Source organism: Streptomyces sp. LUP47B, assembly GCF_001746295.1.
Lineage (GTDB): Bacteria > Actinomycetota > Actinomycetes > Streptomycetales > Streptomycetaceae > Streptomyces.
In genome coordinates, this window is the sequence record NZ_MJAH01000017.1 from 63,725 (window position 1) to 87,242 (window position 23,518).

The following is a 23,518-nucleotide window of genomic DNA, read 5'->3' on the forward strand; positions in this document are numbered from 1 at the left end:
CACGGGACCGGCGGCTACGCCCGTTCCGGCTTCCCGTCGCCGTACAGCCACTCCTTCCAGATCGGGCCGAAGTCCTCGTCGGGGGCGAGGTCCTCGACGTATGCCGTGAAGTCGTCGGTGTCCGCGGTGGCGTGGCGGTGGGTGGTGGGCCAGTCGCGGAGGAGGGCACGGAAGGCGGTGTCGCCGAGCCGTTGGCGGATCTTGTGGAGGACCATCGCGCCGCGCTGGTAGACGGGGCTGTCGGAGAGGTGCGCGGCGCTCGACGGCTTGCCCGGAGGGAAGTCCCAGAGGTCCTTGTAGACGTCCTCGCCGTGTGTGTACAGCTCGTCGAAGGTCTTCTGGGCGCTGTCGCCGCCGTGGTCCTCGGCCCACAGCCACTCGGCGTAGGTCGCGAAGCCCTCGTTGAGCCACACGTCGCGCCAGGTCTTCGGGGTGACCGAGTCGCCGTACCACTGGTGGGCGAGTTCGTGGACGAGGGTCCCGGTGTCGGGGGCGCCGGGGAAGAAGGGGCGGTTCTGGGTCTCCAGGGCGTAACCGGCGTCGCCCTCGCGGTCCACGATCGCGCCGGTGGAGGAGAAGGGGTACGGGCCGAAGGTGGCCTGCTCCCACTTCATCACAGAGGGGATCTGCGCCAGTACTTTCCGGCTCGCAGCCGCCTCCGCCGGGTCGACCGCGGTGAACACGGGCAGCCCATCGGAGGTGGTGCTGCGGTGGACGTCGTAGTGGCCGATCGCGAGCGTGGCGAGGTAGCTCGCCATGGGTTCGGCGGTGTGCCAGGTGGTGGTCGTACGGCCGCCGCTGGTCCTGCTCGCCGTCAACTCGCCGTTTGAGACGGCCTGGAGGCCCTCGGGGACGGTGATCGTGAGGTCGTAGGACGCCTTGTCGGAGGGGTGGTGGTTGCCGGGGAACCAGGCCACCGAGCCGTTCGGTTCGCCGAGGGCCACCGCGCCGTCCTCGGTGGGCAGCCAGCCCTCCTCGGAGCCGTCCGGGTCGGTGATCGTCTTCGGGGTGCCGGAGTAGGCGACGGTCACGCGGAAGGCGCTGCCCTCGTCGAGGTCGTCGTGCGGGCGTACGGTCAGCTCCTGGCCGGCGCGGTTCCAGCGGGCCTTGTCGCCTCCTACGGTGACCGTCTTGATGTCCAGGCCGTCGAGGTCCAGGTCGAAGGCGGACAGGTCCTGGGTGGCGCGGGCGGTGAGGGTCGCGGTACCGGAGAGCTTCGCGGTGTCCGGGTCGTAGGCGAGGTCGAGATCGTAGTGGGTGACGTCGTAGCCGCCGTTGCCGGCCTTCGGGAAGTACGGGTCGCGCAGACCGGGGCCGCCGGGGGTGCCGTGCACTCCGCCGCCGCACGCGGTGAGGGCGCTCGCGAGGAGCAGGGCGGTGGGGACGAGCAGGGCGGATCGGGACACGTGGTGATCCTATGAGAGGCCGCGTGGCACCATCTCGTACGTGCTCGACATCGGCTACGCCCTCTCCAACCGCTTCCCGGACCCGCCGCAGACCGACTACCGCCGCGCGGACGTCCACGCGCTGCGGCACGACCTGTTCTGCGGAGACGTCTATCTCGCGGACACCAAGGAGGACAGGGAACTGTCCACAGCCTGGGGATGGGTGCCGGTGCTCGACTTCGCGTGGGCGCTGTGCGACATCGCGGAACGCCTCGACCGCGACCCCGCGGGCTCCCGCGCCTCCCGCCCCCAGCACGCCGAACTCGACTTCACCGAGTCCACCGATCGCATGCTCTTCGAGCGCCGCTTCGGCTGGGTGGACATCGAGGCCGACTGGATGCCGGTGGAGGAGCCCCCGCTCACCTTCTCCCACGGGGACCTGCGCCGCGAGGCCCGCGACTTCCTGCACGACCTCATCGCCGACCTGATCGACCTCCACGAAGACCTGGGCGAGAACCCGGCGATCTGGACGCTCCAGGCACGGTTCCCCAGGGTGAAGTGATCATGGAGAGCTGCGCCCGGAACCCAAGGCCCGGCCCCACTTCCGGCAGCTCATAAGAGAACGTGCGGGCCCGCCCGCGCCCCCGTCACCCCTCCACCCGGATCCCCACCTCCGCCGCCAACACCGGTGCCAGATCCAGTAGTTGTGACGGGCTGATCACGGCTCCGGCCAGCCGGTCGATTCCCCGGGCGATCTCCAGTACCGCGGCGCCTCGCAGGTCCACGTCCTTCAGGGTCACCGCCGTGAGGTCCGCGCCCTTGAGGGTGCAGTCCACGAACTCCACGCGCTCCAGCCGCGCGCCGCCGAAGTCCGGCTCCACCAGGACGCAGCTCTCGAAGACGACGTCCTTCAGGACGGCCGTGCGCAGGTTCAGATAGTCGATCTTGCCGCCTCGGATCACGACGCGCTCCAGGACCGCGCCGTGCAACTGCACTCCGCCCAGGCGGGCGTCGATCAGCTCGACGTCACGCAGGGTCGACTCCGCCAGGTCGGTGCCCACGCCCCGTATGCCGGTGAGGACCGAGTCGAGGAAGCGGGCGTGGTGCAGCCGGGTCTCGTCCAGCGCGCAGCTTCTCAGCGCGCAGTCCATGAAACGGGCCCCCGCCCCGTCCTGCCCCGCGAAGTCCGCCTCCAGGAACTCCAGCCCGTCGTAGTCCCCGTCCGGCTCCAGCTCCCCTCCGCCGTGCGGCTCCAGCGCCGGCAGCCGCACCTCCGGCCGCCGTGCCCCCTTCACCCGCGAGCCACCCGCACCGCCGCCCCCGCCGGCACTACCGGACCCGCTCGCCCCAGCCGTCGCTCTCCTCGCCATGCCCCCATCCTGCACCCCACCACTGACAATCCCCCTGACCTGCACGGACACTCCCCATGTCACATTCCGGTGCCCTCAATCAGTCATACCGACGACGGACCCCACCCCGAGAAGAGGGAGACCCCCAGCCATGCACCGCATCACCGTCATCGGCGGCGGCCTCGCCGGGCTGACCGCGGCGATCTCCGCAGCCGAGGCGGGCGCCAAGGTCACCGTGCACGAGGCCCATCACACGCTCGGCGGCCGGGCCCGGACAGCCGACGGGCCGTACCGCACGAACGACGGCCCGCACGCTCTGTACAACGGCGGCCCGCACTGGTCCTGGCTCCGGCAGCGCGACCTCATCGGACCGCTCGCACCGCTCCCCCCTCTGGAGGCGGCCCGGCTGCGGCTGCGGCACAAGGGCGCACTGCGCCGCACCCCGCCCTTCGCGATGCTCAAGCTGCTGCGCCACAGTGCCCAACAGGCCCCGGTCGACGTGGACTTCTTGTCCTGGGCCACCGGGCAGGCCGGGGAGGAGGGCGCCCGTGCCGCCGCCCACTACTCGGCCGTCGCCCTGTTCCATCACGACCCGGGCGCCCTGTCCGCCGCGTTCGTGCAGGAGCGGCTGCGGCGGGCCACCAAGCTGCCGCCCGAGGCGCACTACCCGCGCGGCGGCTGGGCCGGCGTCGTCGACCGGATGGCCGCCCGCGCCTGGAACCTGGGCGTCCGCATGGAGACCCTCTCCCGCGTCGACACCCTGCCCACCGACACCCCGGTCGTCGTCGCCACCTCCCTCCACGCGGCCCGCCGGCTCCTCGGCGACGACTCGCTGACCTGGCCGAGCGGCCGTACGGCACTTCTCGACCTCGCCCTGCGCACTCGGCGGGGTGACGCCTTCGCCGTCTCCGACCTCGACTCCCCCGGCTGGATCGAACGGTTCACCGCCCAGGACCGCACCCTGGCACCCGCGGGCGAGCAGCTCCTGCAGGGGCAGATCCCGATCGCCCCGCACGAGACCAGGGCGGACGGGGTCGCGCGCGCGGAGCAGTTGCTCGATCTCGCCTTCGACGGCTGGCGCGAACGCGTCACCTGGCGGCGCGAGTCCGTCGCGAACGGCCGTACGGGAGCCGTCGACCTGCCCGGCACGAACTGGCGCGACCGGCCGGCCGTCGACCGGGGCGACGGCGTCTATCTCGCGGGCGACCAGGTCGCGGCGCCCGGGGTGCTCTCGGAGGTCTCCTTCAACAGCGCGCTCACCGCCGTATCGCTGGCACTCGGCCGGAACGCCCTTGACCTCAAGCATGCTTGAGGTCGGAGGGTGGGTGTCCTGCCGACAGAGCCCCGCCCCAGCCCGCGGAGCTCCTGCCCACAGAGGGAGTCCCTCCATGCACGCCATCCGCCTGCACACCTTCGGCCCCGCCGAGAACCTCACCTACGAGCAGACCGACGACCCGGCACCGGCCCCCGGCCAGGTCCGTATCGCCGTACGGGCGGCCGGTGTCCACCTCCTGGACACCGCCCTGCGCGAGGGGCATCAGGGCCCGCTGCCCAGGCCGACCACGCTGCCCACCGTCCCCGGCCGGGAGGTCGCCGGAGTCGTCGAGTCCCTCGGTGACGGCGTCGCCGAGCTGTGGCTCGGCAAGCGCGTGGCCGCCCACCTCGGCTTCGCCCCCGGAGGCTACGCGGAACTCGCCGTCACCGATGTCGACCGCGTCCACGAGATCCCCGACAACCTCGACTTCGCCCAGGCCGTCGCCATGATCGGCACGGGCCGTACGGCGATGGGGATCCTGCAGTTCGCCGAGCTCGGCCCGGACTCGGTGGCCGTGATCCCGGCGGCCGCCGGAGGCATCGGCACGCTGCTCGTGCAGTACGCGAAGAACGCCGGAGCGACCGTCATCGGCCTCGCGGGCGGACCGTCGAAGACGGCACAGGTGCACGCCAACGGCGCCGACCTCGCCATCGACTACCAGGACTCCGCGTGGCCCGGGAAGGTCCGCGCCTTCCTCGGCGGCCGGCCCGCCACCGTGGTCTTCGACGGCGTGGGCGGCCAAGTCGCCCGAGAGTGCGTCGCCCTTCTCGGCCACCAGCGCCGGCACATCGTCTTCGGCTGGTCAGGCGAGGGCATCCACAACGGACAGCCGTACCTCGTCGAAGGCGTCTCCCAGCAGGTCCTCGGACCCGTCATGGCGCAGAAGGCCGGCGGGCCCAATCCGATCCGCACCCTCGAACTGCGCGCCCTCGCCGAAGCCGCCGCGGGCCGTCTCACCCCCGCCGTACAGCGCTTCCCGCTCGCCGAGGCAGCCGCCGCACACCGGGCGCTGGAAACCCGCGGCACGACCGGAAAGGTGGTCCTGGAGCCATGAGACCCCGGCCTCGGGAAGGTCAGTGCCGTCCGGCGACCCGGTCCGCCCACCGCGCCAGCCGGGACGACTCCGCGCGGTGGCTCGTGAGTTCGCGCCGGTCCGCCGTGCGGTACGTGGCGTACATGCCCTGCACGCCCAGCCACCGCAGCGGCTCCGGCTCCCACTTGCGCACCTTGTGACCGACCCAGGGCAGTTCGGTGAGCTCGGTCCGGCCGCCCTGCCCGGAGTCCCGCTGGACCAGGTCGCGCAGGGTCCGGGCGGCCAGGTTGGCGGTGGCGACGCCCGAACCGACGTAACCGCCCGCCCAGCCGATACCCGTCGAACGGTCCAGCGTCACCGACGCGCACCAGTCGCGCGGCACCCCGAGCACCCCCGACCAGGCGTGCGCGATCCGCGTCCCGGCCAGCATCGGGAAGAACCCCACGAGAATCTCCCGCAGCGCCTCGACCGTCGCCGCCTGCGTCCGCCCGTCGTTGTCGGTGCGCGAACCGAAGCGGTACGGCACCCCCCGCCCGCCCAGCGCGATCCGCCCGTCGGCGGTGCGCTGCGCGTACATGTAGGCGTGCGCCATGTCCCCAAGCGTCTGGCGCCCCTCCCAGCCGATCGCCGCCCACTGCGCCTCGGTCAGCGGCTCGGTGGCGATCATGGAGGAGTTCATGGGCAACCAGGTCCGCCTCTGGCCCTTCAGAGCGGCGGTGAAGCCCTCGGTGCAGCGCAGGACATAGGGCGCGCGGACGGTGCCGTACGGCGTGACCGCGTGCTTGGGCCGGATCTCCGTCACCGGCGTCTGCTCGTGGACGGTCACGCCCAGCGCCTCGACGGCCGCCGCGAGCCCCTTCACCAGCTTCACCGGGTGCACCCGCGCCCCGTGCGGCGTCCACGACGACCCCACCGCGTCCGCGACCCGGATCCGCTCGGCCGTCTCCCGTGCGCCGTACAGCTCACGGTCCTTCTCGCCGTACGCCAGCTCGTGCTCGTGGAAGGCCCTCAGCCGCGCCAACTGCGCTGGCGTACGCGCGACTTCGAGGACGCCCCCCTTGTGGAGCCCGGCGTCGAAGCCCTCCTCGCCGACGGCCCGGACGACCTCGTCGACGGTGTCGTTCATGGCCTTCTGCAGGCGTACGGCGGCCTCGTGGCCGTGCACCTTGGCGTACCGGTCGCGGCCCGCGATGCCGTTGTAGAGCCAGCCACCATTGCGCCCGGAGGCGCCGTAGCCGCAGAACTTCTGCTCCAGGACGGTGATCCGCAGGAAGGGCACGGCCTTCTTCAGGTAATACGCCGTCCACAGTCCCGTGTACCCGCCGCCGACGATCACCACATCCGCCGACGCGTCACCGCCTAGGGGCTCCCGCGCCTCGGGAAAGCCGTCGTCCGCGTACCAGAAGGAGATGCCGCCGTTCACGGCAGTGCTGCTCATGGCCTGGGACGTTAACCCGCCGGCGCGCCCGCTGTCTCCTTCGGATTCCGCACTCTCACCAGGGAACAGCACGCGAATCCGATCAGTACGGAGGTGAAGTGGCCGAGATCGGTGAAGGTCCGCCCGGTCACCAGCGGCACCCCGTACACGACGAGAACCGCGAACCCGTAGACGTACCGCCAAGGCGCCGGAATCCGGTACACCAACACGCCGACCACCCCGGCCAGCGCGTAACTCACCCCGATGTCCAGCGTGTCGACCGCGGACGCGGGCGCCATCCCCTGCCGGATCCCCCACAGCAGCGCCCCCTCGCTGATCAGCGTGGCCAGCACGTGCGCCGCCGCGCACACGGCCAGCCAGCGCGCGGTCCCCAGCCAGCGCTCCGCCGGCGCGTGGAAGACGGAATAGAGGACGACGTACGGCAGCCAGTGCCCGCCGTCGATCCACATCGCGCTGGCGATCAGCACCCGCACCGGATTGCTCGACAGCTCATGGATGTTGGTCGAACGCTGCCGCAGGAACTCCTCCTCGAACTCCGGCGACATGTGGTGCAGCGCCACCGTCGTCACGAAAAGAACCGCCAGCCACACATAGGTGCCGGGGGCGCTGCGGATGTAGGCCCACACCCGGTGGGCACCCCGGTTAATTCGCATGAGGCGATTCACCCACGCCGGTAGGGTCCGGCACGTGATCGACATCCCGGAGGAACTGGCGGCGACACAGGAGCTCTACAACGGCGACAAGGGCCGGGAGTTCATCGCCGGACTGCCGGCCCTGATCGAGGACTTCCTGGAGCGCTGGCAGCTCAGACCTGACGGCTCCCCCATGCACGGCGTCGCCGCGCTGGTCCTGCCCGTCGTCCGCCGGACCGACGGCACCCCGGCCGCCCTCAAACTCCAGCTCCTCGACGAGGAGAGTGTCGGCGAACCCGTCGCCCTGCGCCTGTGGGACGGCGACGGCGCGGTCCGCCTCCTCGACCACGACCCGGTCACCCACTCCATGCTCCTGGAGCGCCTCGACTCCGACCGCATGCTGTCCACGCTGCCCGGCACCCGTGACGCGGTCCTCGTCATCGCCCATCTGCTCGCCCATCTGACCGCGGAGCCCGCCCCCGCCGGGATGCGCCGGCTCGGTGACATCGCGCGAGCCATGCTGGACCGGACCCCCGAGGCCCTCAAGCGCGTCCCCGACCCCGAGGTCCGGCGCACCCTCGCCGACTGCGCGGCCGCCGTACGCGAAGTCGCCGACGAACCCGGCGACCGGCTCCTGCACTGGGACCTGCACGACGAGAACGTCCTCGCCGCCGAGCGCGCACCCTGGCTCGCCATCGACCCCAAACCCCTCGCCGGCGACCCCGGCTTCGAACTCTGGCCCGCCCTCGACAACCGCTTCGAAGCCGACGAGATCACCTGGCGCTTCGACGCCATGACCGACGTCCTCGGCCTGGATCGCGCACGCGCGCGTGCCTGGACGCTGGGACGGCTGCTCCAGAACAGCCTCTGGGACATCGAGGACGGCCGCCCCACAGAACCCCGCCAACTCGAGATCGCCCACCGCCTGCGCACCCACCGGAGCCGACAGCCGTGATCCGTCCCGCCACCCCCGCCGACCTCCCCGCGATCCACGCCCTCATCCGCGAACTCGCCGAATACGAAAGGGCGCTGGAGGAGGCGAAGGCGACCGAGGAGCAACTCCACGAGGCCCTCTTCGGCCCCCGTCCCGCCACCTACGCGCACGTGGCGACCGACTCCACGGATTCGGTGATCGGCTACGCGATCTGGTTCCTCAACTTCTCCACCTGGCGCGGAGTCCACGGCATCTACCTGGAGGACCTCTACGTCCGCCCCACGGCCCGCGGCGGCGGCCACGGCAAGGCCCTGCTCACCGAGCTCGCCCGCATCTGCGTCGAGCGCGGCTACCAGCGCCTCGAATGGTCCGTCCTGAACTGGAACACCCCCGCGATCGACTTCTACGAGGCCCTAGGCGCCCGCCCCCAGAACGAGTGGACGGTGTACCGCCTGACGGACGAGGCCCTCGTCGAGGCGTCCGGCACATAGAGAGCCCTCGCGCGGGCGTCACCAGCTGATCCCTGCCGCCACCGGTCGGTGGTCGCTGCCCGTGGCCGGCAGTACCCAGGAGCTCTCCGGCTTCACACCGCGCACCAGGATCTGGTCGATCCGCGCCACCGGGAACTTCGCCGGCCAGGTGAAACCGAAGCCCTCCCCCGCCGTGTCCTGGACCGATTGCAGCCGTGAGGTCAGGCCGGCGAACGCGCGGTCGTCCGTCGTGCCGTTCAAATCGCCGAGCAGCACCACCCGCCCGCTCGGCTCTGCGGCCACGGCCTTGGCGAGCGCCTTCGCATTACGGTCCCGGCTGTCCGTCCAGAAGCCCATCCTGGGCATCACGCGTACGGACCCCAGGTGGGCCACGTACACCGCCAGCGGACCCCGGCTCGTCGCCACCGTCGCGCGCAAAGCACGGTTGTAGGACAGCTTGACGGCGGCCGGCTTGGTGTCCCCCAGCGGCCCGGCGTCCATCTCGGTGTCCACCGGCCGGACGTCCGACAGCGGCAGCCTGCTCCACAGCCCGACCGTGCCGAGCACCGCGTGGTACGGATACGCCTTCGCCAGCGCCTTCTCGTACACCGGCTTCGCCTGCGCGGTGATCTCCTCCACGCCCAACACGTCCGCCCCCGAGGCCGCCAGGTCGCGGGCCGTGCCGGCCGGGTCGGGGTTGTCGGCACCGACGTTGTGGCCGGCCACGACGAGTTCACCGCCCGAGTGGGACCTGTCGCCGAGCAGCCCGCCGAAGAGACTCAGCCACACCATGACCGGCAGCAGCAACGCGACCACCGCGGAGGCGGAGCGGCGCCACAGCGCCCCGGCCAGCAGCACCGGCACGAACAGCCCGAACCACGGCAGGAAAGTCTCCACCAGACTGCCGAGACCCCCGTAGTCAGTGATCTCCGCGTGCAGCAGCATCAGCAGGCCCAGCAGCAGCGCCAGCGCCGCGAGCACCGGGCCGCGCTTCCAGGGACCCGGCCCGGAGCAGGCGCGGACCACCCGACGGAGGCCGGCCCACCGGACACCGGAGCCACCCTGTGAAGACGGGTGGGTCCGGCGGGTCGCAGTCCGGACCGAGGGCGGGTTTCTCGTCATACGACCAGTCAAGACAGCACGGTGTTGCCGGCCCGTATGCGGTTTTCGATACGCCGACGATATGCACCCGCTCGTAGCATCGAAGGCATGCGTGTGTTGATCGTCGAGGACGAGCTCTACATGGCAGAAGCCATCCGCGATGGCCTACGCCTGGAAGCCATCGCCGCCGACATCGCGGGCGACGGCGACACCGCACTGGAACTGCTGAGCATCAACCCCTACGACATCGCCATCCTCGACCGGGACATCCCCGGCCCCTCCGGAGACGAGATCGCCAAACGCATCATCGACTCCGGCAGCGGCATGCCGATCCTCATGCTCACCGCCGCCGACCGCCTCGACGACAAGGCCACCGGCTTCGAACTCGGCGCCGACGACTACCTCACCAAACCCTTCGAGCTCCAGGAACTCGCACTCAGACTCAGAGCACTCGACCGCCGACGCGCCCACAGCAGGCCCCCCGTACGGCAGATCGCGGATCTGCGCCTCGACCCGTTCCGCCGAGAGGTCTACCGCAACGGCCGCTACGTCGCACTGACCAGGAAACAGTTCGCCGTCCTCGAAGTCCTCGTCGCCGCCGAAGGCGGAGTCGTCAGCGCCGAACAACTCCTGGAACGCGCGTGGGACGAGAACGCCGACCCGTTCACCAACGCCGTACGCATCACCGTCTCGGCCCTGCGCAAACGGCTCGGCGAACCCTGGGTCATCGCCACCGTGCCCGGCGCCGGATACCGCATCGACGCCCGGCCGGACACCGGCCACTGCCTCGGGGGAGACGAGCGTGGATAGGGCACCAGGCATGAGCGTCCGCCTCAAACTCACCCTCAGCTACGCCGGATTCCTCATGCTGGCCGGGGTCCTGCTGCTTGCCGCGGTATGGCTCTTCCTCCTGCGTTACGTCCCCGACCGCGGGATGCTCTACAACCCCGACGACGGTCCCACGGGCGGCGTCTTCCCGATCCGCTCCGCCCTCCTCGCCGTATTCGCTCCGAGGGCGGCCGCCGTACTCGCCTTCCTGCTCGTGTTCGGCCTCGTCGGGGGCTGGATCCTCGCCGGCCGCATGCTCGCCCCCCTGACGCGCATCGCCGACGCCACACGCAGGGCCACACACGGATCCCTCTCCCACCGGATCAAGCTCCCGGGCCACAACGACGAGTTCCGCGAACTCGCCGACGCCTTCGACGCGATGCTCGCCCGCCTCGAAGCACACGTCGCCGAACAGCGCAGATTCGCGGCCAACGCCTCCCACGAGCTACGCACCCCGCTCGCCATCTCGAAGTCACTTCTCGACGTGGCCCGCACCGACCCCCACCACGACACCGCCGAACTCATCGACCGCCTCCACACCGTCAACACCCGGGCGATCGACCTCACCGAGGCACTGCTCCTGGTCAGCCGCGCCGAACAGCGATCCTTCACCCGACAACGCGTCGACCTGTCCCTCCTGGCGGAGGAGGCCACCGAAACACTCCTCCCCCTCGCGGAGAAGCACGGCGTCACCCTCGAAACCGGCGGCGAGATCACCATCACGACCGGATCGCGGGCACTTCTGCTCCAGCTGACCACGAACCTCGTGCACAACGCGATCGTCCACAACCTGCCCGACGGGGGCACCGTGTGGGTCCATACCGACGCCCGCCCCGGGACGGCGGTGCTCACCGTCGAGAACACCGGTGAGCGACTCACCCCGGCACTGGTCTCGACCCTCACCGAACCCTTCCAGCGCGGCACCGAACGCATCCACACCGACCACGCGGGCGTCGGCCTCGGCCTGGCCATCGTCAAGACCATCGCCCACGCCCACGACGGAATGCTCACCCTCGCCCCGCGCCCGGCCGGCGGCCTCCGGATCAGCGTGGAGCTGCCAACACAAATCCCCAGTTCAGACGAGGTCTGACCTGGGGATTGACAGAGCCCCCTGTCGGATTCGAACCGACGACCTACGCATTACAAGTTGTCCGAACTTGTTCCGGGGGCGTCCAGGGGTGTTCGCGAAAGACACTCCCAACCAGGTCAGAAGGATCGACGGACCCATCGGACGACAGCGGATGGTGGTGGACCGAGTGGCTACCCTGGGTCTCGAAGTGCTCTGCGGCGAGCAGGACACTGCGCTCCTCGATGGCCCCGCGCTCGGCGGCGGTCAGGAGAAACCCCTGACCGCCATTGCGGGCGCTCCTGCGGTTCGCGGTGGTTGCCGCGCTCTGGGGCGCCGCTCGGACCTCCACCGGCAGGTCGCCGGGAACGTAGCCACGCCTGCGGTGAGCGCCTTCACCGGTTCGATCCGTGCCCGCCGGACTGCCAGACGCACAAGAACTACAAGCGCGGGTGCCCCAAGCCGTGCCCGAAGGACTGCACAAAGCACGCGAGCGCCTGCCCGGAACGCAAGGGCGGGGGGCCTGGTCTTCACTCGCCCGAAGACCAAGAAGAGCAGGAACGCCGTGCCCATCCGCCGCCGTTGAGCAAGTGGCGGCTGGAGACAAGTGGCAGGAACACAGGCTGGTCTTCACCCGCCAGGACTGGGAAGAGTTCAAGGAACTGCTCGAAGAAGCCGGGATCGACGACCGCCGCCTCTACGACGGCAGCCCCCACACCACCGGCACGATGCTGAACGAACTCGGGGTGGATATGCCAACCATCATGGAGATCCTCCGGCACACCCAGATCAGCCAGACCCGCAGGTACGTGAAGGGCAGATCACATTCTCCCAGGACCGAGAGCACGGACAGCCTCGCGGCACGCGCCCGTCGCCGCCTCCTCTGAGCAAAAAAGCCCAGCTCAGACAGGGTCTGAGCTGGGCTTCGACAGAGCCCCCTGTCGGATTCGAACCGACGACCTGCTCATTACAAGTGAGCTGCTCGTTCCAGCTGAGCTAAGGAGGCGCCGCGTACCAGAACGCCGTACGCGAAGGCGCCTCCACTGTACACAGCGCCCGTTTCCTCTAGCCACGAAGTTCCGCACACCACGCGCTTCCAAAACCGTGCGTAACCATCCGTGCACCCGTTCGTTGATCGAGCTGACGTGCTGTTCCGAAGATCGGATCGTCAGGGAGGGGTCGTGGGGGAGACAGAGACCGAGCGCGTCAAACGCGAGGACCTCGGCATCGGCGACCGCCAAAAGCACCACACACGCAAGGCGACTCCGCTGAAGGCCCACGCCAAGGCGCACGACACGCATCACCGCCTCTATCGGTTTCGCTTCTACCCGACCGCGGAGCAGGCCGAGCAGTTGGAGCGGACGTTCGGAGCATGTCGGTGGGTCTACAACGAGGGACTGGCGCTGCGTTCGGGGGCCTGGGAACGGCACCGAGTGAACGTGGGGTTTGCGGAGACCTGTCGGGCGCTGACGGGGTGGAAGCGGAAGGAGGAGACGGCGTGGTTGAGAGATGTGTCGTCGACGGTGCTTCAGCAGTCGCTGCGTCACCTGGATCAGGCGTACGGCCGTTTCTTCAAGGGTGAGGCCAGGTCTCCGAGGCGGAAGAAGAAGGGTCGTTCGCGGGATACGGCGACGTATGTGCGTACAGGGTTCAAGTGGGTGGAGGATCCGGCGCGGCCGGGAACTGGGCTGATCACGTTGGCCAAGCAGTCTGAGCCGCTGGACATCAGGTGGTCTCGGGCGCTGCCTGCTGGGGAGGTTCCCGTGCGGTTGTCGGTGACGCGGGACCGGGCTGGCCGGTACTTCGTGTCCGTGCTGGTGGAGGAGCGGATAGCTCCGCTGCCTGTGGTGTTCGTGCCGGGGACGCGGGAGCCGAAGGCAGTGGGGGTGGATGTCGGGCTGGCGTCACTGGTGATCCTGGACGACGGGACGAAGTTCGCTCATCCACGGCTGTTGAAGCGGTACGCGGAGAAGTTGGCGCGGTTGCAGCGGGATCTGCACCGCAAGGTGCGGGGGTCGAAGAACCGGCAGAAGGTCCGGGAGAAGATCGCGCGGTTGTACGCCCTGATCAGTGACGTACGCAGGGACATGCTGAACCAGCTCACCGCCCGTCTCGTGCGCGAGAACCAAGTGCTCGTGGTGGAAGACCTGTCGGTGGCGACCTTGATGTCTGCGGTGCGCGGCAAGGGGCGGCGGCGGAAGGCGAAGCTGAACCAGGCGATCGTCGACGCTTCGTGGGGCGAGTTGCTTCGGCAGTTGCGCTACAAGTGCGAGTGGTACGGCCGGACGCTTGTGGTCGTGGACCGGTTCTTCCCTTCGACGAGGCGGTGCTCCGCCTGTCACGTCATGGGTCCGAGGATGGATGTCTCGGTTCGGCAGTGGACGTGTGCCGGGTGCGGGATCCTGCATGATCGCGATGTGAACGCCGCCGTGAACCTCCGAGACGAGGGTTTGCGTTTGCTGGCCGCGTAGAGCGCGGCCGTTGCAGTACGGACCGACGGGCCGTCGGCCGGAATGCCTGTGGAGTCCGTGTAAGACCGGTCAGACGCAGCTCACCAGGGCTGGGCGTGGTCGGCTGTGGGTGATGAAGCAGGAAGCCGAAGAGCAAGGTCAAAAGTGCGTCGCTCTGCCCCGTTCGAAAGTTTCCGCGAAGTTCACAGTCCTCCAGGTACTGACATACGCGTGAACGCCGGGTACCGTCCAAGCCAGTCCACTCGTGTGGACTACACCACCACCTTCCTACAACGGATCGTCCGGCACGTTCCTGCCGGTAGAAGGGGGCCTCTGAGCCATGGCCACTGTTTCGTTCGACAAGGCGACCCGCATTTACCCGGGTTCCACGAAGCCCGCCGTCGACGGTCTCGACATCCACATCGAGGACGGCGAGTTCCTCGTCCTGGTCGGCCCGTCCGGCTGTGGCAAGTCCACCTCGCTCCGCATGCTGGCGGGGCTCGAGGACGTCAACGGCGGTGCCATTCGCATCGGTGACCGCGACGTGACGCACCTGCCGCCGAAGGACCGGGACATCGCCATGGTGTTCCAGAACTACGCGCTCTACCCGCACATGACGGTCGCCGACAACATGGGCTTCGCGCTCAAGATCGCCGGCATCAACAAGGCGGAGATCCGGCAGAAGGTCGAGGAGGCCGCGAAGATCCTCGACCTCACCGAGTACCTGGACCGCAAGCCGAAGGCGCTCTCCGGTGGTCAGCGCCAGCGTGTCGCGATGGGTCGCGCGATCGTCCGTGAGCCGCAGGTCTTCCTCATGGACGAGCCGCTGTCCAACCTGGACGCCAAGCTCCGTGTGTCGACGCGTACGCAGATCGCCTCGCTCCAGCGCCGTCTCGGCATCACCACCGTCTACGTCACCCACGACCAGGTCGAGGCCATGACGATGGGCGACCGCGTGGCCGTGCTCAAGGACGGTCTGCTCCAGCAGGTCGACTCCCCGCGCAACATGTACGACCGCCCGGCGAACCTCTTCGTCGCCGGCTTCATCGGCTCCCCGGCGATGAACCTCGTCGAGGTCCCGATCACCGACGGCGGTGTGAAGTTCGGCAACAGCGTGGTGCCCGTCAACCGCGAGGCTCTCAAGGCCGCCTCCGACAAGGGTGACACCACGGTGACCGTGGGTGTCCGCCCCGAGCACTTCGACATCGTCGAGCACAACGGCGCCGCCGCCTCGGCCCTGTCCAAGGACACCGAGGACGCCCCGGCCGGTCTCGCGGTCTCCGTGAACGTGGTCGAGGAGCTCGGCGCCGACGGTTACGTCTACGGCTCCGCCAAGGTCGACGGCGACCTGAAGGACCTGGTCGTCCGCGTCAGCGGCCGCGCGGTCCCGGAGAAGGGCGCCACGCTGCACGTGGTGCCGCGTCCGGGCGAGACCCACGTGTTCTCGACCTCCACGGGCGAGCGCCTCACCGACTGAGGACGTACGGCAGCAATTCACCCTGGTTGACGAAGAGGGCCCCGCGGAGCGTCCGCGGGGCCCTTCTCGCGTCCGGAGGGTGTCGACAAATACCCCGGCACACCGGTCATTTCGAGCAGTGTGCGTCAACGCCCTACCCAAAAATCGGCACCGTCTCATCCCCCGAACCGGTGACTAAATGTCGCCAAATCATTACCGCACGCTACCCTCACACGCGTGAAGCACACCACTAACCAACAGACGCGACGCGGCCGGGGCCCCGCCCGCCGTATCGGCCGCTCCCTCGCCCTTGTCCTGCCCGTCGTCCTGGTGCTCTCCGGGACCCTCGCGGTCACCCGAGTCAACTGGTCGGGGGATCCCTCGAGCTCCTCGGTGCTCACCGCCGCGGACGCCTCGGTCTCGGACAGCAAGCCGCACAGCGCGCCCATGGCGCCGCAGGACGTCCTGCGCGAGCAGCTCCTGACCGAGCTCCAGGAGAAGGACCCGGGCACCGCCCTCACGCACCTCCAGGAGGCCGTGAACGACCGTCCGTCGCTCGCCAGGCACTGCGTGTCCATCGCGAAGGCCCTGGGCCGCGCGGCGGTCCGTGTGTACGGCCCCACGCGCGCGCAGTCCTATGCCCGCCCCGTCTGCGACACGTCCTTCGCGACGGGTGTGGCGGCCGCGCACAGCTGACTCCGTGAGAGAGGACACCGACCGAGGTCGGGGAAGGGGCGCGCCGTAGAGTTCCGGTCATGACCGATCCGAACGGCGCGTCCCGTCCCACCCAGGCCGTGATCCTGGCCGGCGGCCAGGGTTCCCGGCTGCGTCCCTACACCGACGACCGGCCCAAGCCGATGGTCGAGATCCCCGGCACGGGGACTCCGATCATCGGCCATCAGCTTGTCTGGCTCGCCGAGGAGGGTGTGACGGACGTCGTGGTCAGCTGTGGGCATCTCGCCGAGGTGCTGCAGGACTGGCTGAAGACGGCCGAGCTGCCGGTGCGCGTGCAGACCGTCATCGAGACGGAGCCGCTGGGGCGGGGTGGTGGTCTGAAGTACGCGGCCGCGCATCTGCCGCATCCGGAGCGGGCGTGGTACGCGACGAACGGTGACATCTGGACCCGTTTCTCGCTGCGCGACATGGCGGACTTCCACGCCGAGCGCGACGCGGTGGCGACCCTCGCTCTGGCGCGGCCGCGGATTCCGTGGGGGGCGGTGCAGACCGACGGGTTCGGGCACATCACGGACTTCATAGAGGCGCCGCCGTCGACGTTCGAGATCAACGCGGGTGTGTACGTCTTCTCGCCCGGGTTCGCCGATCTGCTGCCGGAGCGGGGGGACCATGAGCGGACGACGTTTCCCACGCTTGCGCGTGAGCTGCGGCTGGCCGGGTTCCCGATCCCTCAGGGGGCGTACTGGCGGGCCATCGACACGGCGAAGGACCTGAGCGAGGCGGCTAAGGAGCTGGCAGCGCTCGGTCGATAGCGGCGTCGTCATAGAGGCGTCGTCGAGCGAGGCGTCGTACGCCGAGAAGGTCCCGCACCTCCATGGGTGCGGGACCTTTTGGTGGGCCCGTGTCTCTCAGCCGGTGGGGTCGCCCAGTATGTCGCCCACCGGCCCGCCTACCCCAACAGGCCGCCCACCAGGCCCGGTTCGCCGGAGGAGGAGCCTCCCGTGTCGGAGCCGCCTGTTGAGCCGCCGGAGGCGCTCGTGCCTCCGGTGGGGCCCGAAGTGGTGCTGGGGGCCTGCTGGACCGGGGAGGACTGCTGGGGTGAGGTCCGGCCCGTGGTGCCCTGGGTCTGGCTGGGCGAGCCGCCGGCGGTGGCGCCGGTGTCGCGGGTGGCGCCGGGGGCGGCCGAGGTGCCGGCGGACGGTCCGCTGGTGGCGCCCTGGCTGGGCGAGGTGGACGCCGACGGGCTCTTCTTGTGGGCCTTGGGGGAGTCCTGCGGGAGCGGGGAGCCGGGCAGTTCGTTGCGCGGGGCCTCGCCGGGGCCGGGCACGATCACCCGGTCGGCGTCCCGGACGGCACCGCCGAGGACGGAGCCGATCAGGAGGGTGAGGCCGGTGGCGATGGCGGTGATGAGGGCGCCGCGGCGCAGGACGTAGCGGCGCAGCTCCCAGATGTCGGAGAGGGGTCCGAGGCGGCGCCAGGCGCTGCCCGCGAGGCGGCCGTCGATGGAGTAGACGGGGGCGCCGGCGATGATCAGCGGGGACCAGGCGGCGAGGTAGATGATGTCGGGGGTGTCGTAGGCGGGGACGCTCTTCCAGCTGACGGTGACGAGGAGCGCGGCGGACAGGCCTGCTCCGACGACCGCGGCGACGCGCTGCCAGCAGCCCAGGATCGTGAGGACGCCCACGATGACCTGGAAGAAGGCGATGACGAGGCCGGAGCCGACGGGGTGCTGGAGGGCGAACTGGCGCAGTGGTTCGGCCACTTCCCACGGGTGCAGGGTGTTGAGCCACTTGACCATGGAGCCGCGTTTGCCGCCGTCGAAGTAGACGGGGTCGCAGAGCTTGCCCATGCCGGCGTAGATGGAGATGAAGCCGAGGAAGATCCGGAGCGGGAGGAGGACGACGCCCAGGTTCATCCGGCGGCCCGGGTAGTAGGCGTGCCGCGCGGCTTCGTCGTTCTGTCGTCTCGTGGCGCGCTCGGCGGGGGTCTCGTCGAGGCCCTCGTCGAACTCCTCGCCTTCGTAGGCCGGTTCGTCGTACGCGCTGCCGGCCGTGCGCATGTGGGGCAGGAGTCGGGTGCCGTCGCCCGTGCGCTGGGCGCCGACGAGCGGGGTCTCCATGGTCTGGGCCAACTCGCCGCCGTAGTCGGCGTGGTAGCCGTGGTCGACGTCGATGCGGGGGATGACCTGGGTGGCTCCGGCGTCGGCGGCGGGCGGCTCGGCATGGCCGACGCTGCCGCCTCGCACGGCCTGCAGCAGGCGGTGGGCGCCGGTGTCGTCGGGGGCGGACCTGCCGCTCCACACGACGGGCCGGCGGCGCCCCGCGGCGGGCGCGGCGGCGCCGGCCGGGATACGTGCGGTGTCCTCGGTGGCGCTCAAGTGCCGTGCGATCCGCGGGGATTGAGCGGCACGCCGCGTCGACGCGCCCAACTGGACGCGGAAACTGGCGTGGTTGACGATGATCTGCGCCGGATCGCTCGGCACCTTCACCATGCTCAGCGCGGGAGCGTCATCGAGCCCGGTATCGAATCCCGACGAGCGGCCCCCCGTGGGTGTGCGGGGTGTTCTGGTGTCCACACTCATCTAACCGAGTGACGTGTGCTTAGGACACTGCTTTGACTCGCCGGATCTGTCCGGACTCCGTCAAGCTTGCCCCGTACGCCAGGAACACCCCGTGTGGGTGACGGCGCCGAACGGCCGTTCAGGCCCGTCGGCGAGCCGCCTCGTACAGCACGATTCCCGCCGCCACACCGGCGTTCAGCGACTCGGCACCGCCCGGCATCGGGATCCGCACCCGGAAGTCGCAGGTCTCGCCGACCAGGCGGGACAGGCCCTTGCCCTCGCTGCCGACCACGATGACGACGGGGCCGCCGAGGGCCTCCAGCTCGCCGACCTCGTGCTCGCCGTCGGCGGCGAGGCCGACGACCGCGATGCCCTGCTTCTTGTACGCCTCCAGCGCGCGCGTCAGGTTGGTGCAGCGGGCGACAGGGGTGCGGGCGGCCGTACCGGCGGACGACTTCCACGCACCGGCGGTCATGCCGGCCGCGCGCCGCTCGGGCACGAGGACGCCGTGGCCGCCGAAGGCGGAGACGGAGCGCACGGCGGCACCGAGGTTGCGCGGGTCGGTCACGCCGTCGAGGGCCACGATCAGCGGATCCTGTCCCTCGTCGTAGGCGGCGCCGGCGAGGTCCTCGGGGTGGGCGTACTCGTACGGCGGGACCTGGAGGACCAGGCCCTGGTGGTTGAGCCCGTTGGTCATGCGGTCGAGCTCGGGGCGGGGGGCCTCCATGAGGTGGACGCCGCCCCGGTCGGCGACGAGCTGGAGCGCCTCGCGCACTCGCTCGTCGTTGTCGATGAACTGCTGGACGTAGAGCGTCACCGCGGGCACGCCCTCGCGCAGCGCCTCGACGACGGGGTTGCGGCCGACGACCATCTCCGAGGTGCCCTTGCCGCCCCGGCCGCGCGCCACGGGCCGGCGTACCGCCTGCTTCGCCTTGGCGTTGGCGACGCGGTTCTTCTTGTGGCCCTTGCGCATCTCGGCGGGCGGGGTGGGTCCCTTGCCCTCCAGGCCCCTGCGCCGCTGGCCGCCACTGCCGACCTGCGCGCCCTTCTTGCCGGACATGCGGCGGTTGTTGGCTGCCATGACCTACCTGTTCTACGTGAGTGTCTGCGTCGGTGAAATGTTCGTACGTCTATGCAGTGTGCCGCCCGGAGGGCCGGGCGGCACAATCGATCAAGAAAGCGGCTAGCGGGGACCCAGCGACCAGCGCGGCCCCTGCGGACCGTCCTCGATGGTCAGTCCCGACTGGCCCAGCTGGTCGCGGATGGCGTCCGCGGTGGCCCAGTCCTTGCGGGCGCGGGCCGCCTCCCGCTGGTCGAGGACCAGGCGTACGAGGCTGTCGACCACGCCGTGCAGGTCCTCGCCCCGGTCGGACTCACCGGCCCAGTGCGCGTCGAGCGGGTCGAGGCCGAGGACGCCGAGCATGGCGCGCACCTCGGCGAGGCGGGCCACCGCGGCCTCCTTGTCGTCGGCCGCGAGGGCGCTGTTGCCCTGCCGGACGGTGGTGTGCACGACGGCGAGCGCCTGGGGGACGCCCAGGTCGTCGTCCATGGCCTCGGCGAAGGCGGGCGGCACCTCCGCTGCGGGCTCCACGGCCTTCCCGGTCATCTCGGTGACCCGCTGCACGAAGCCCTCGATCCGCGCGAACGCCGACTCGGCCTCGCGCAGGGCGTCCTCGCTGTACTCGATCATCGAGCGGTAGTGCGGGGTGCCGAGGTAGTAGCGCAGCACGATCGGCCGCCACGTCTTGACCATCTCGGAGACGAGGACCGAGTTGCCGAGCGACTTGGACATCTTCTCGCCGCTCATGGTGACCCAGGCGTTGTGCACCCAATAGCGGGCGAACTCGTCGCCGTAGGCCTTGGCCTGGGCGATCTCGTTCTCGTGGTGCGGGAAGATCAGGTCCAGGCCGCCGCCGTGGATGTCGAAGACGGAGCCGAGGTACTTGTGGGCCATCGCCGAGCACTCCAGGTGCCAGCCGGGGCGGCCGCGGCCCCACGGGGTCTCCCAGTCGGGCTCGCCGGGCTTGGCGGCCTTCCACATGGCGAAGTCCCGCGGGTCCCGCTTGCCGGTGATGCCCTCCTCGGCGGGCTGGCGCATCTCGTCCAGGTCCTGCCGGGACAGCTCCAGGTAGGCGGGCCAGGACCGCACGTCGAAGTAGATGCTCCCGTCAGCCTCGTAGGCGTGTCCGCGCTCGATGAGGCCGCGCATCATCTCGATCATCTCGGGGACGTGCCCGGTGGCGCGCGGTTCGTAGGTCGGCGGGAGGCAACCGAGGGCGTTGTAGCCGTCGTTGAAGGCGCGCTCGTTGTCGTAGCCGATGGACCACCAGGGGCGGTTCTGGTCGGCCGCCTTGGCGATGATCTTGTCGTCGATGTCGGTGACGTTGCGGATGAACGTGACGTCGTAGCCGCGGTACCGGAACCAGCGGCGCATGATGTCGAAGTTCAGGTAGGAGCGGATGTGACCGATGTGCGGGGCGGCCTGCACGGTGGCACCACACAGGTAGATCGAGACACAGCCCGGCGTGAGCGGGGCGAAGTCACGGATCTGCCGGGCGCTGGTGTCGTACAGGCGAATAGTCACGGGACCTAGGGTAGTGGGCCGAAGGGGGTGCGTGGAGCAGTCCTTTTGTCACCCTTCCCTTACGGCCGATTGTCACCCTCCCCTGACGACCAGGGCCGTCGCCACCGCCATCAGACCCTCGCCGCGCCCCGGGAAGCCGAGGCCGTCCGTGGTCGCCCCCGACACCGACACGGGGGCTCCCGCCGCCTCCGACAGGATTTTCTGCGCCTCGTCCCTGCGCTTGCCGATCTTGGGCCGGGGACCCACCACCTGTACGGCGATGTTGCCGATGCGGAAGCCCGCCGCACGCACGATGCGGGCCGCCTCCGTCAGCAGCGTGACGCCCGACGCACCCGACCACTCGGGACGGCCGGTGCCGAAGTGCTGTCCCAGGTCACCGAGGCCGGCCGCGGAGAAGAGCGCGTTGCACGCGGCGTGGGCGACGACGTCCGCGTCGGAGTGGCCGGCCAGACCCGTGCCCTCGCCCTCCCACTTCAGGCCCGCGCACCACAGCTCGCGGCCCTCCTCGAAGGCGTGGATGTCGGTGCCGATGCCGACCTGCGGCAACACGGACTCAGAAGCCATCGTTGAGCCTCCTGCGGGCCAGAACCGCCTCCGCGAGGACCAGGTCCAGCGGGCGGGTCACCTTGAAGGCCTCCTCGTGGCCGGGCACGACCATGACCGTGAGCCCGAGCTGCTCGACCATGCTCGCGTCGTCGGTGACGTCCTCGGTGACCGTCTCGTGGGCGCGGATCAGGGTCGACCGGTCGAAGCCCTGCGGTGTCTGTACGGCACGCAGGCGCGCGCGGACCGGGGTCGCCACCACCGGCTCCGGCGCACCGGGAGCGGTCGCCGGCTCGACCTCCTTCACGGTGTCCGCGAGGGGCAGCGCCGGGACGACGGCGGGCGCGCCCTCCCGTACGGCCTCGATGACCGTGTCGACCGTGTCGACCGGGACGAGCGGGCGAGCCGCGTCGTGGACCAGGACGATGCCGAAGTCGGGGGGCAGGGCATCCAGGCCGAGCCTGACCGACTCCTGGCGGGAGTCCCCGCCAGGGACCACGAGGAAGTCCGTCCGCTCGGGCAGCGCGTGGGCGTCGAGGAGCGACTTGACCTCGCCGGCGCCGTCGGGCGGGGCCACGACGACGACCAGGGAGACGGCGCGGGACGCGGCCATCGCACGGACCGCGTGGATCAGCATGGGGGTGCCGTTCAGCGCGCGGAGTGCTTTGGGGGCGCCCGGACCGAGGCGTACGCCCCTTCCGGCGGCGGGAATCACCACCGCGGTGCGGGCTTCCGCACGTGCTTCGGCGGGCGAAGGGCGCGAAACGTCAGACATCGGTTCCTGTCAGGTTTGTGTGCTCGGCCAACGTGGGTACGGACACAGCGTGCCGGGCGCGACGCCTTGACCGGACCCTTCCGTGACACCGGTCGAGCCAGCTGCCCGGGCCCGGCACGCCAAGTATCGGGGGATCTCTCTCCGAGAGGAACACGCGCACGTCGATACGGGGCGTCGTAGGCCCGGCATCCGGAGACGGACATGCCGCAGCGCCCGGCGACAGCTGTTGCGTCATCGGGCACCGCGGCATTTCAGTGCGGCAATTCGGATTCAGTGTGTGCTGAGCTGAGCGGGCAAGGTGCCTGCACAGGAACCGCTCAGGACGCGAGAACCTCGTCGAGCAGCGCCTCGGCCTTGTCCTCGTTCGTGTTCTCCGCGAGGGCGAGTTCGCTCACCAGGATCTGCCGAGCCTTGGCGAGCATGCGCTTCTCACCTGCGGAGAGTCCGCGCTCGCGCTCACGACGCCACAGGTCGCGCACAACTTCCGCGACCTTGATGACATCGCCGGAGGCGAGCTTCTCCAGGTTTGCCTTGTATCGACGGGACCAGTTCGTGGGCTCCTCGGCGTACGGTGCGCGCAGCACCTCGAAGACCCGGTCCAGCCCATCCTGACCGACCACATCACGCACGCCGACGAACTCCGCATTGTCCGCTGGCACACGCACCGTCAGGTCACCCTGGGCGACCTTCAGAACCAAGTAGGTCTTGTCCACGCCTTTGATCTGGCGAGTTTCGATAGCCTCGATCAGCGCGGCCCCGTGATGGGGATAGACCACGGTGTCGCCAACCTTGAACGTCATGTGACAGGTACCCCTTCCGTGGCTATCCAGGGTAACACGGAAACTGCGGGTTCTGAATGGCGTTTTCGCAGGTCAGGGCATATCTCGGGGCTTGACAACAGCAACAGGAACGTGCTGCGCGGGC

22 protein-coding genes, 2 tRNA genes and 1 pseudogene are annotated in these 23,518 nt (G+C 70.1%); 12 read left to right on the top strand and 13 right to left on the bottom strand.

All coding sequences use genetic code 11. The features are described from left to right. Positions 1–14: 14 nt before the first annotated feature. A complete protein-coding gene (locus tag BFN33_RS39060) occupies positions 15–1,406 on the bottom strand; it encodes a M1 family metallopeptidase (RefSeq protein ID WP_069764955.1) in 1,392 nt (463 codons plus the stop codon). A gap of 40 nt (positions 1,407–1,446) precedes the next feature. On the opposite strand from BFN33_RS39060, the gene BFN33_RS39065 reads away from it, so the two are divergent. Then, positions 1,447–1,947: a hypothetical protein gene (locus BFN33_RS39065; RefSeq protein WP_069764956.1), complete on the top strand. Its 501-nt coding sequence runs from the start codon at positions 1,447–1,449 to the stop codon at positions 1,945–1,947. Positions 1,948–2,032: 85 nt separating this feature from the next. On the opposite strand, the gene BFN33_RS39070 is transcribed toward BFN33_RS39065, so the two are convergent. Then, positions 2,033–2,755: a pentapeptide repeat-containing protein gene (locus BFN33_RS39070; RefSeq protein ID WP_176742581.1), complete on the bottom strand. Its 723-nt coding sequence runs from the start codon at positions 2,753–2,755 to the stop codon at positions 2,033–2,035. Positions 2,756–2,885: 130 nt separating this feature from the next. Between BFN33_RS39070 and BFN33_RS39075 the strand changes: the two genes are divergently transcribed. Together BFN33_RS39075 and BFN33_RS39080 are read left to right on the top strand one after the other, a co-directional pair. Continuing rightward, a complete protein-coding gene (locus tag BFN33_RS39075) occupies positions 2,886–4,046 on the top strand; it encodes an NAD(P)-binding protein (RefSeq protein ID WP_069764958.1) in 1,161 nt (386 codons plus the stop codon). 76 nt (positions 4,047–4,122) lie between these two features. Further along, positions 4,123–5,103, top strand: coding sequence for a zinc-binding dehydrogenase (locus BFN33_RS39080; protein WP_069764959.1), 981 nt, complete (start codon positions 4,123–4,125; stop codon positions 5,101–5,103). A 19-nt stretch (positions 5,104–5,122) separates the two neighbouring features. On the opposite strand, the gene BFN33_RS39085 is transcribed toward BFN33_RS39080, so the two are convergent. After that, positions 5,123–6,520: an FAD-binding oxidoreductase gene (locus tag BFN33_RS39085; RefSeq protein WP_176742582.1), complete on the bottom strand. Its 1,398-nt coding sequence runs from the start codon at positions 6,518–6,520 to the stop codon at positions 5,123–5,125. An 11-nt stretch (positions 6,521–6,531) separates the two neighbouring features. Then, positions 6,532–7,173 (bottom strand): rhomboid-like protein, encoded by a 642-nt coding sequence (locus tag BFN33_RS39090; RefSeq protein ID WP_088245478.1) that lies wholly within the window; start codon positions 7,171–7,173, stop codon positions 6,532–6,534. Here BFN33_RS39090 and BFN33_RS39095 point away from each other — a divergent pair. Together BFN33_RS39095 and BFN33_RS39100 are read left to right on the top strand one after the other, a co-directional pair. Next, positions 7,172–8,107, top strand: a complete 936-nt coding sequence (locus tag BFN33_RS39095; RefSeq protein WP_069764961.1) for an aminoglycoside phosphotransferase family protein — start codon at positions 7,172–7,174, stop codon at positions 8,105–8,107. The genes BFN33_RS39090 and BFN33_RS39095 overlap by 2 nt on opposite strands. Continuing rightward, positions 8,104–8,577 (top strand): GNAT family N-acetyltransferase, encoded by a 474-nt coding sequence (locus BFN33_RS39100; protein ID WP_069764962.1) that lies wholly within the window; start codon positions 8,104–8,106, stop codon positions 8,575–8,577. Before BFN33_RS39095 ends, BFN33_RS39100 begins: the two co-directional genes overlap by 4 nt. Positions 8,578–8,595: 18 nt before the next feature. Here the strand turns inward: BFN33_RS39100 and BFN33_RS39105 are convergent, their stop codons facing one another. Beyond that, on the bottom strand, positions 8,596–9,501 hold the full coding sequence (locus tag BFN33_RS39105; RefSeq protein ID WP_370743356.1) for an endonuclease/exonuclease/phosphatase family protein: 906 nt from the start codon (positions 9,499–9,501) through the stop codon (positions 8,596–8,598). Between the two features lie 264 nt (positions 9,502–9,765). Here BFN33_RS39105 and BFN33_RS39110 point away from each other — a divergent pair, with 264 nt between their 5' ends. Both BFN33_RS39110 and BFN33_RS39115 read left to right on the top strand, forming a co-directional pair. Then, positions 9,766–10,467 carry a response regulator transcription factor gene (locus BFN33_RS39110; protein WP_069764964.1) on the top strand — a complete coding sequence of 234 codons (702 nt, stop codon included), beginning with the start codon at positions 9,766–9,768 and terminating at the stop codon, positions 10,465–10,467. A gap of 10 nt (positions 10,468–10,477) precedes the next feature. Beyond that, positions 10,478–11,575 carry a HAMP domain-containing sensor histidine kinase gene (locus BFN33_RS39115; protein ID WP_069764965.1) on the top strand — a complete coding sequence of 366 codons (1,098 nt, stop codon included), beginning with the start codon at positions 10,478–10,480 and terminating at the stop codon, positions 11,573–11,575. 15 nt (positions 11,576–11,590) lie between these two features. Here the strand turns inward: BFN33_RS39115 and BFN33_RS53445 are convergent. Next, positions 11,591–11,655 (bottom strand) — tRNA-Thr (locus BFN33_RS53445). A gap of 271 nt (positions 11,656–11,926) precedes the next feature. Between BFN33_RS53445 and BFN33_RS50665 the strand changes: the two are divergent. After that, a pseudogene (locus tag BFN33_RS50665) lies at positions 11,927–12,438 on the top strand (tyrosine-type recombinase/integrase); the annotation flags it as partial. Between the two features lie 45 nt (positions 12,439–12,483). Here BFN33_RS50665 and BFN33_RS39125 read toward each other — a convergent pair. Then, positions 12,484–12,557 (bottom strand) — tRNA-Thr (locus BFN33_RS39125). A 175-nt stretch (positions 12,558–12,732) separates the two neighbouring features. Here BFN33_RS39125 and BFN33_RS39130 point away from each other — a divergent pair. The 4 genes from BFN33_RS39130 (at position 12,733) to BFN33_RS39145 (ending at position 16,944) form a co-directional block, all read left to right on the top strand. Further along, positions 12,733–14,022 carry an RNA-guided endonuclease TnpB family protein gene (locus BFN33_RS39130; RefSeq protein WP_069764967.1) on the top strand — a complete coding sequence of 430 codons (1,290 nt, stop codon included), beginning with the start codon at positions 12,733–12,735 and terminating at the stop codon, positions 14,020–14,022. Positions 14,023–14,341: 319 nt separating this feature from the next. Continuing rightward, positions 14,342–15,478, top strand: coding sequence for an ABC transporter ATP-binding protein (locus tag BFN33_RS39135; RefSeq protein ID WP_069764968.1), 1,137 nt, complete (start codon positions 14,342–14,344; stop codon positions 15,476–15,478). 216 nt (positions 15,479–15,694) lie between these two features. Continuing rightward, on the top strand, positions 15,695–16,153 hold the full coding sequence (locus tag BFN33_RS39140; protein ID WP_069764969.1) for a hypothetical protein: 459 nt from the start codon (positions 15,695–15,697) through the stop codon (positions 16,151–16,153). 59 nt (positions 16,154–16,212) lie between these two features. After that, positions 16,213–16,944, top strand: a complete 732-nt coding sequence (locus tag BFN33_RS39145) for a nucleotidyltransferase family protein (RefSeq protein ID WP_069764970.1) — start codon at positions 16,213–16,215, stop codon at positions 16,942–16,944. A 137-nt stretch (positions 16,945–17,081) separates the two neighbouring features. Here the strand turns inward: BFN33_RS39145 and BFN33_RS39150 are convergent, their stop codons facing one another. From BFN33_RS39150 to BFN33_RS39175, 6 genes are all read right to left on the bottom strand, one after another. Next, a complete protein-coding gene (locus tag BFN33_RS39150; RefSeq protein WP_079141257.1) occupies positions 17,082–18,713 on the bottom strand; it encodes a DoxX family protein in 1,632 nt (543 codons plus the stop codon). 118 nt (positions 18,714–18,831) lie between these two features. After that, positions 18,832–19,773 (bottom strand): 23S rRNA (guanosine(2251)-2'-O)-methyltransferase RlmB, encoded by a 942-nt coding sequence (gene rlmB, locus BFN33_RS39155; protein WP_069764972.1) that lies wholly within the window; start codon positions 19,771–19,773, stop codon positions 18,832–18,834. A gap of 102 nt (positions 19,774–19,875) precedes the next feature. After that, positions 19,876–21,276 (bottom strand): cysteine--tRNA ligase, encoded by a 1,401-nt coding sequence (cysS, locus tag BFN33_RS39160; protein WP_069764973.1) that lies wholly within the window; start codon positions 21,274–21,276, stop codon positions 19,876–19,878. Between the two features lie 72 nt (positions 21,277–21,348). After that, positions 21,349–21,840 (bottom strand): 2-C-methyl-D-erythritol 2,4-cyclodiphosphate synthase, encoded by a 492-nt coding sequence (ispF, locus tag BFN33_RS39165; protein WP_069764974.1) that lies wholly within the window; start codon positions 21,838–21,840, stop codon positions 21,349–21,351. Continuing rightward, positions 21,830–22,594, bottom strand: a complete 765-nt coding sequence (ispD, locus tag BFN33_RS39170; RefSeq protein ID WP_069764975.1) for a 2-C-methyl-D-erythritol 4-phosphate cytidylyltransferase — start codon at positions 22,592–22,594, stop codon at positions 21,830–21,832. Before ispD ends, ispF begins: the two co-directional genes overlap by 11 nt. A gap of 317 nt (positions 22,595–22,911) precedes the next feature. Continuing rightward, positions 22,912–23,394: a CarD family transcriptional regulator gene (locus tag BFN33_RS39175; protein ID WP_003953493.1), complete on the bottom strand. Its 483-nt coding sequence runs from the start codon at positions 23,392–23,394 to the stop codon at positions 22,912–22,914. Positions 23,395–23,518 lie beyond the last annotated feature (124 nt).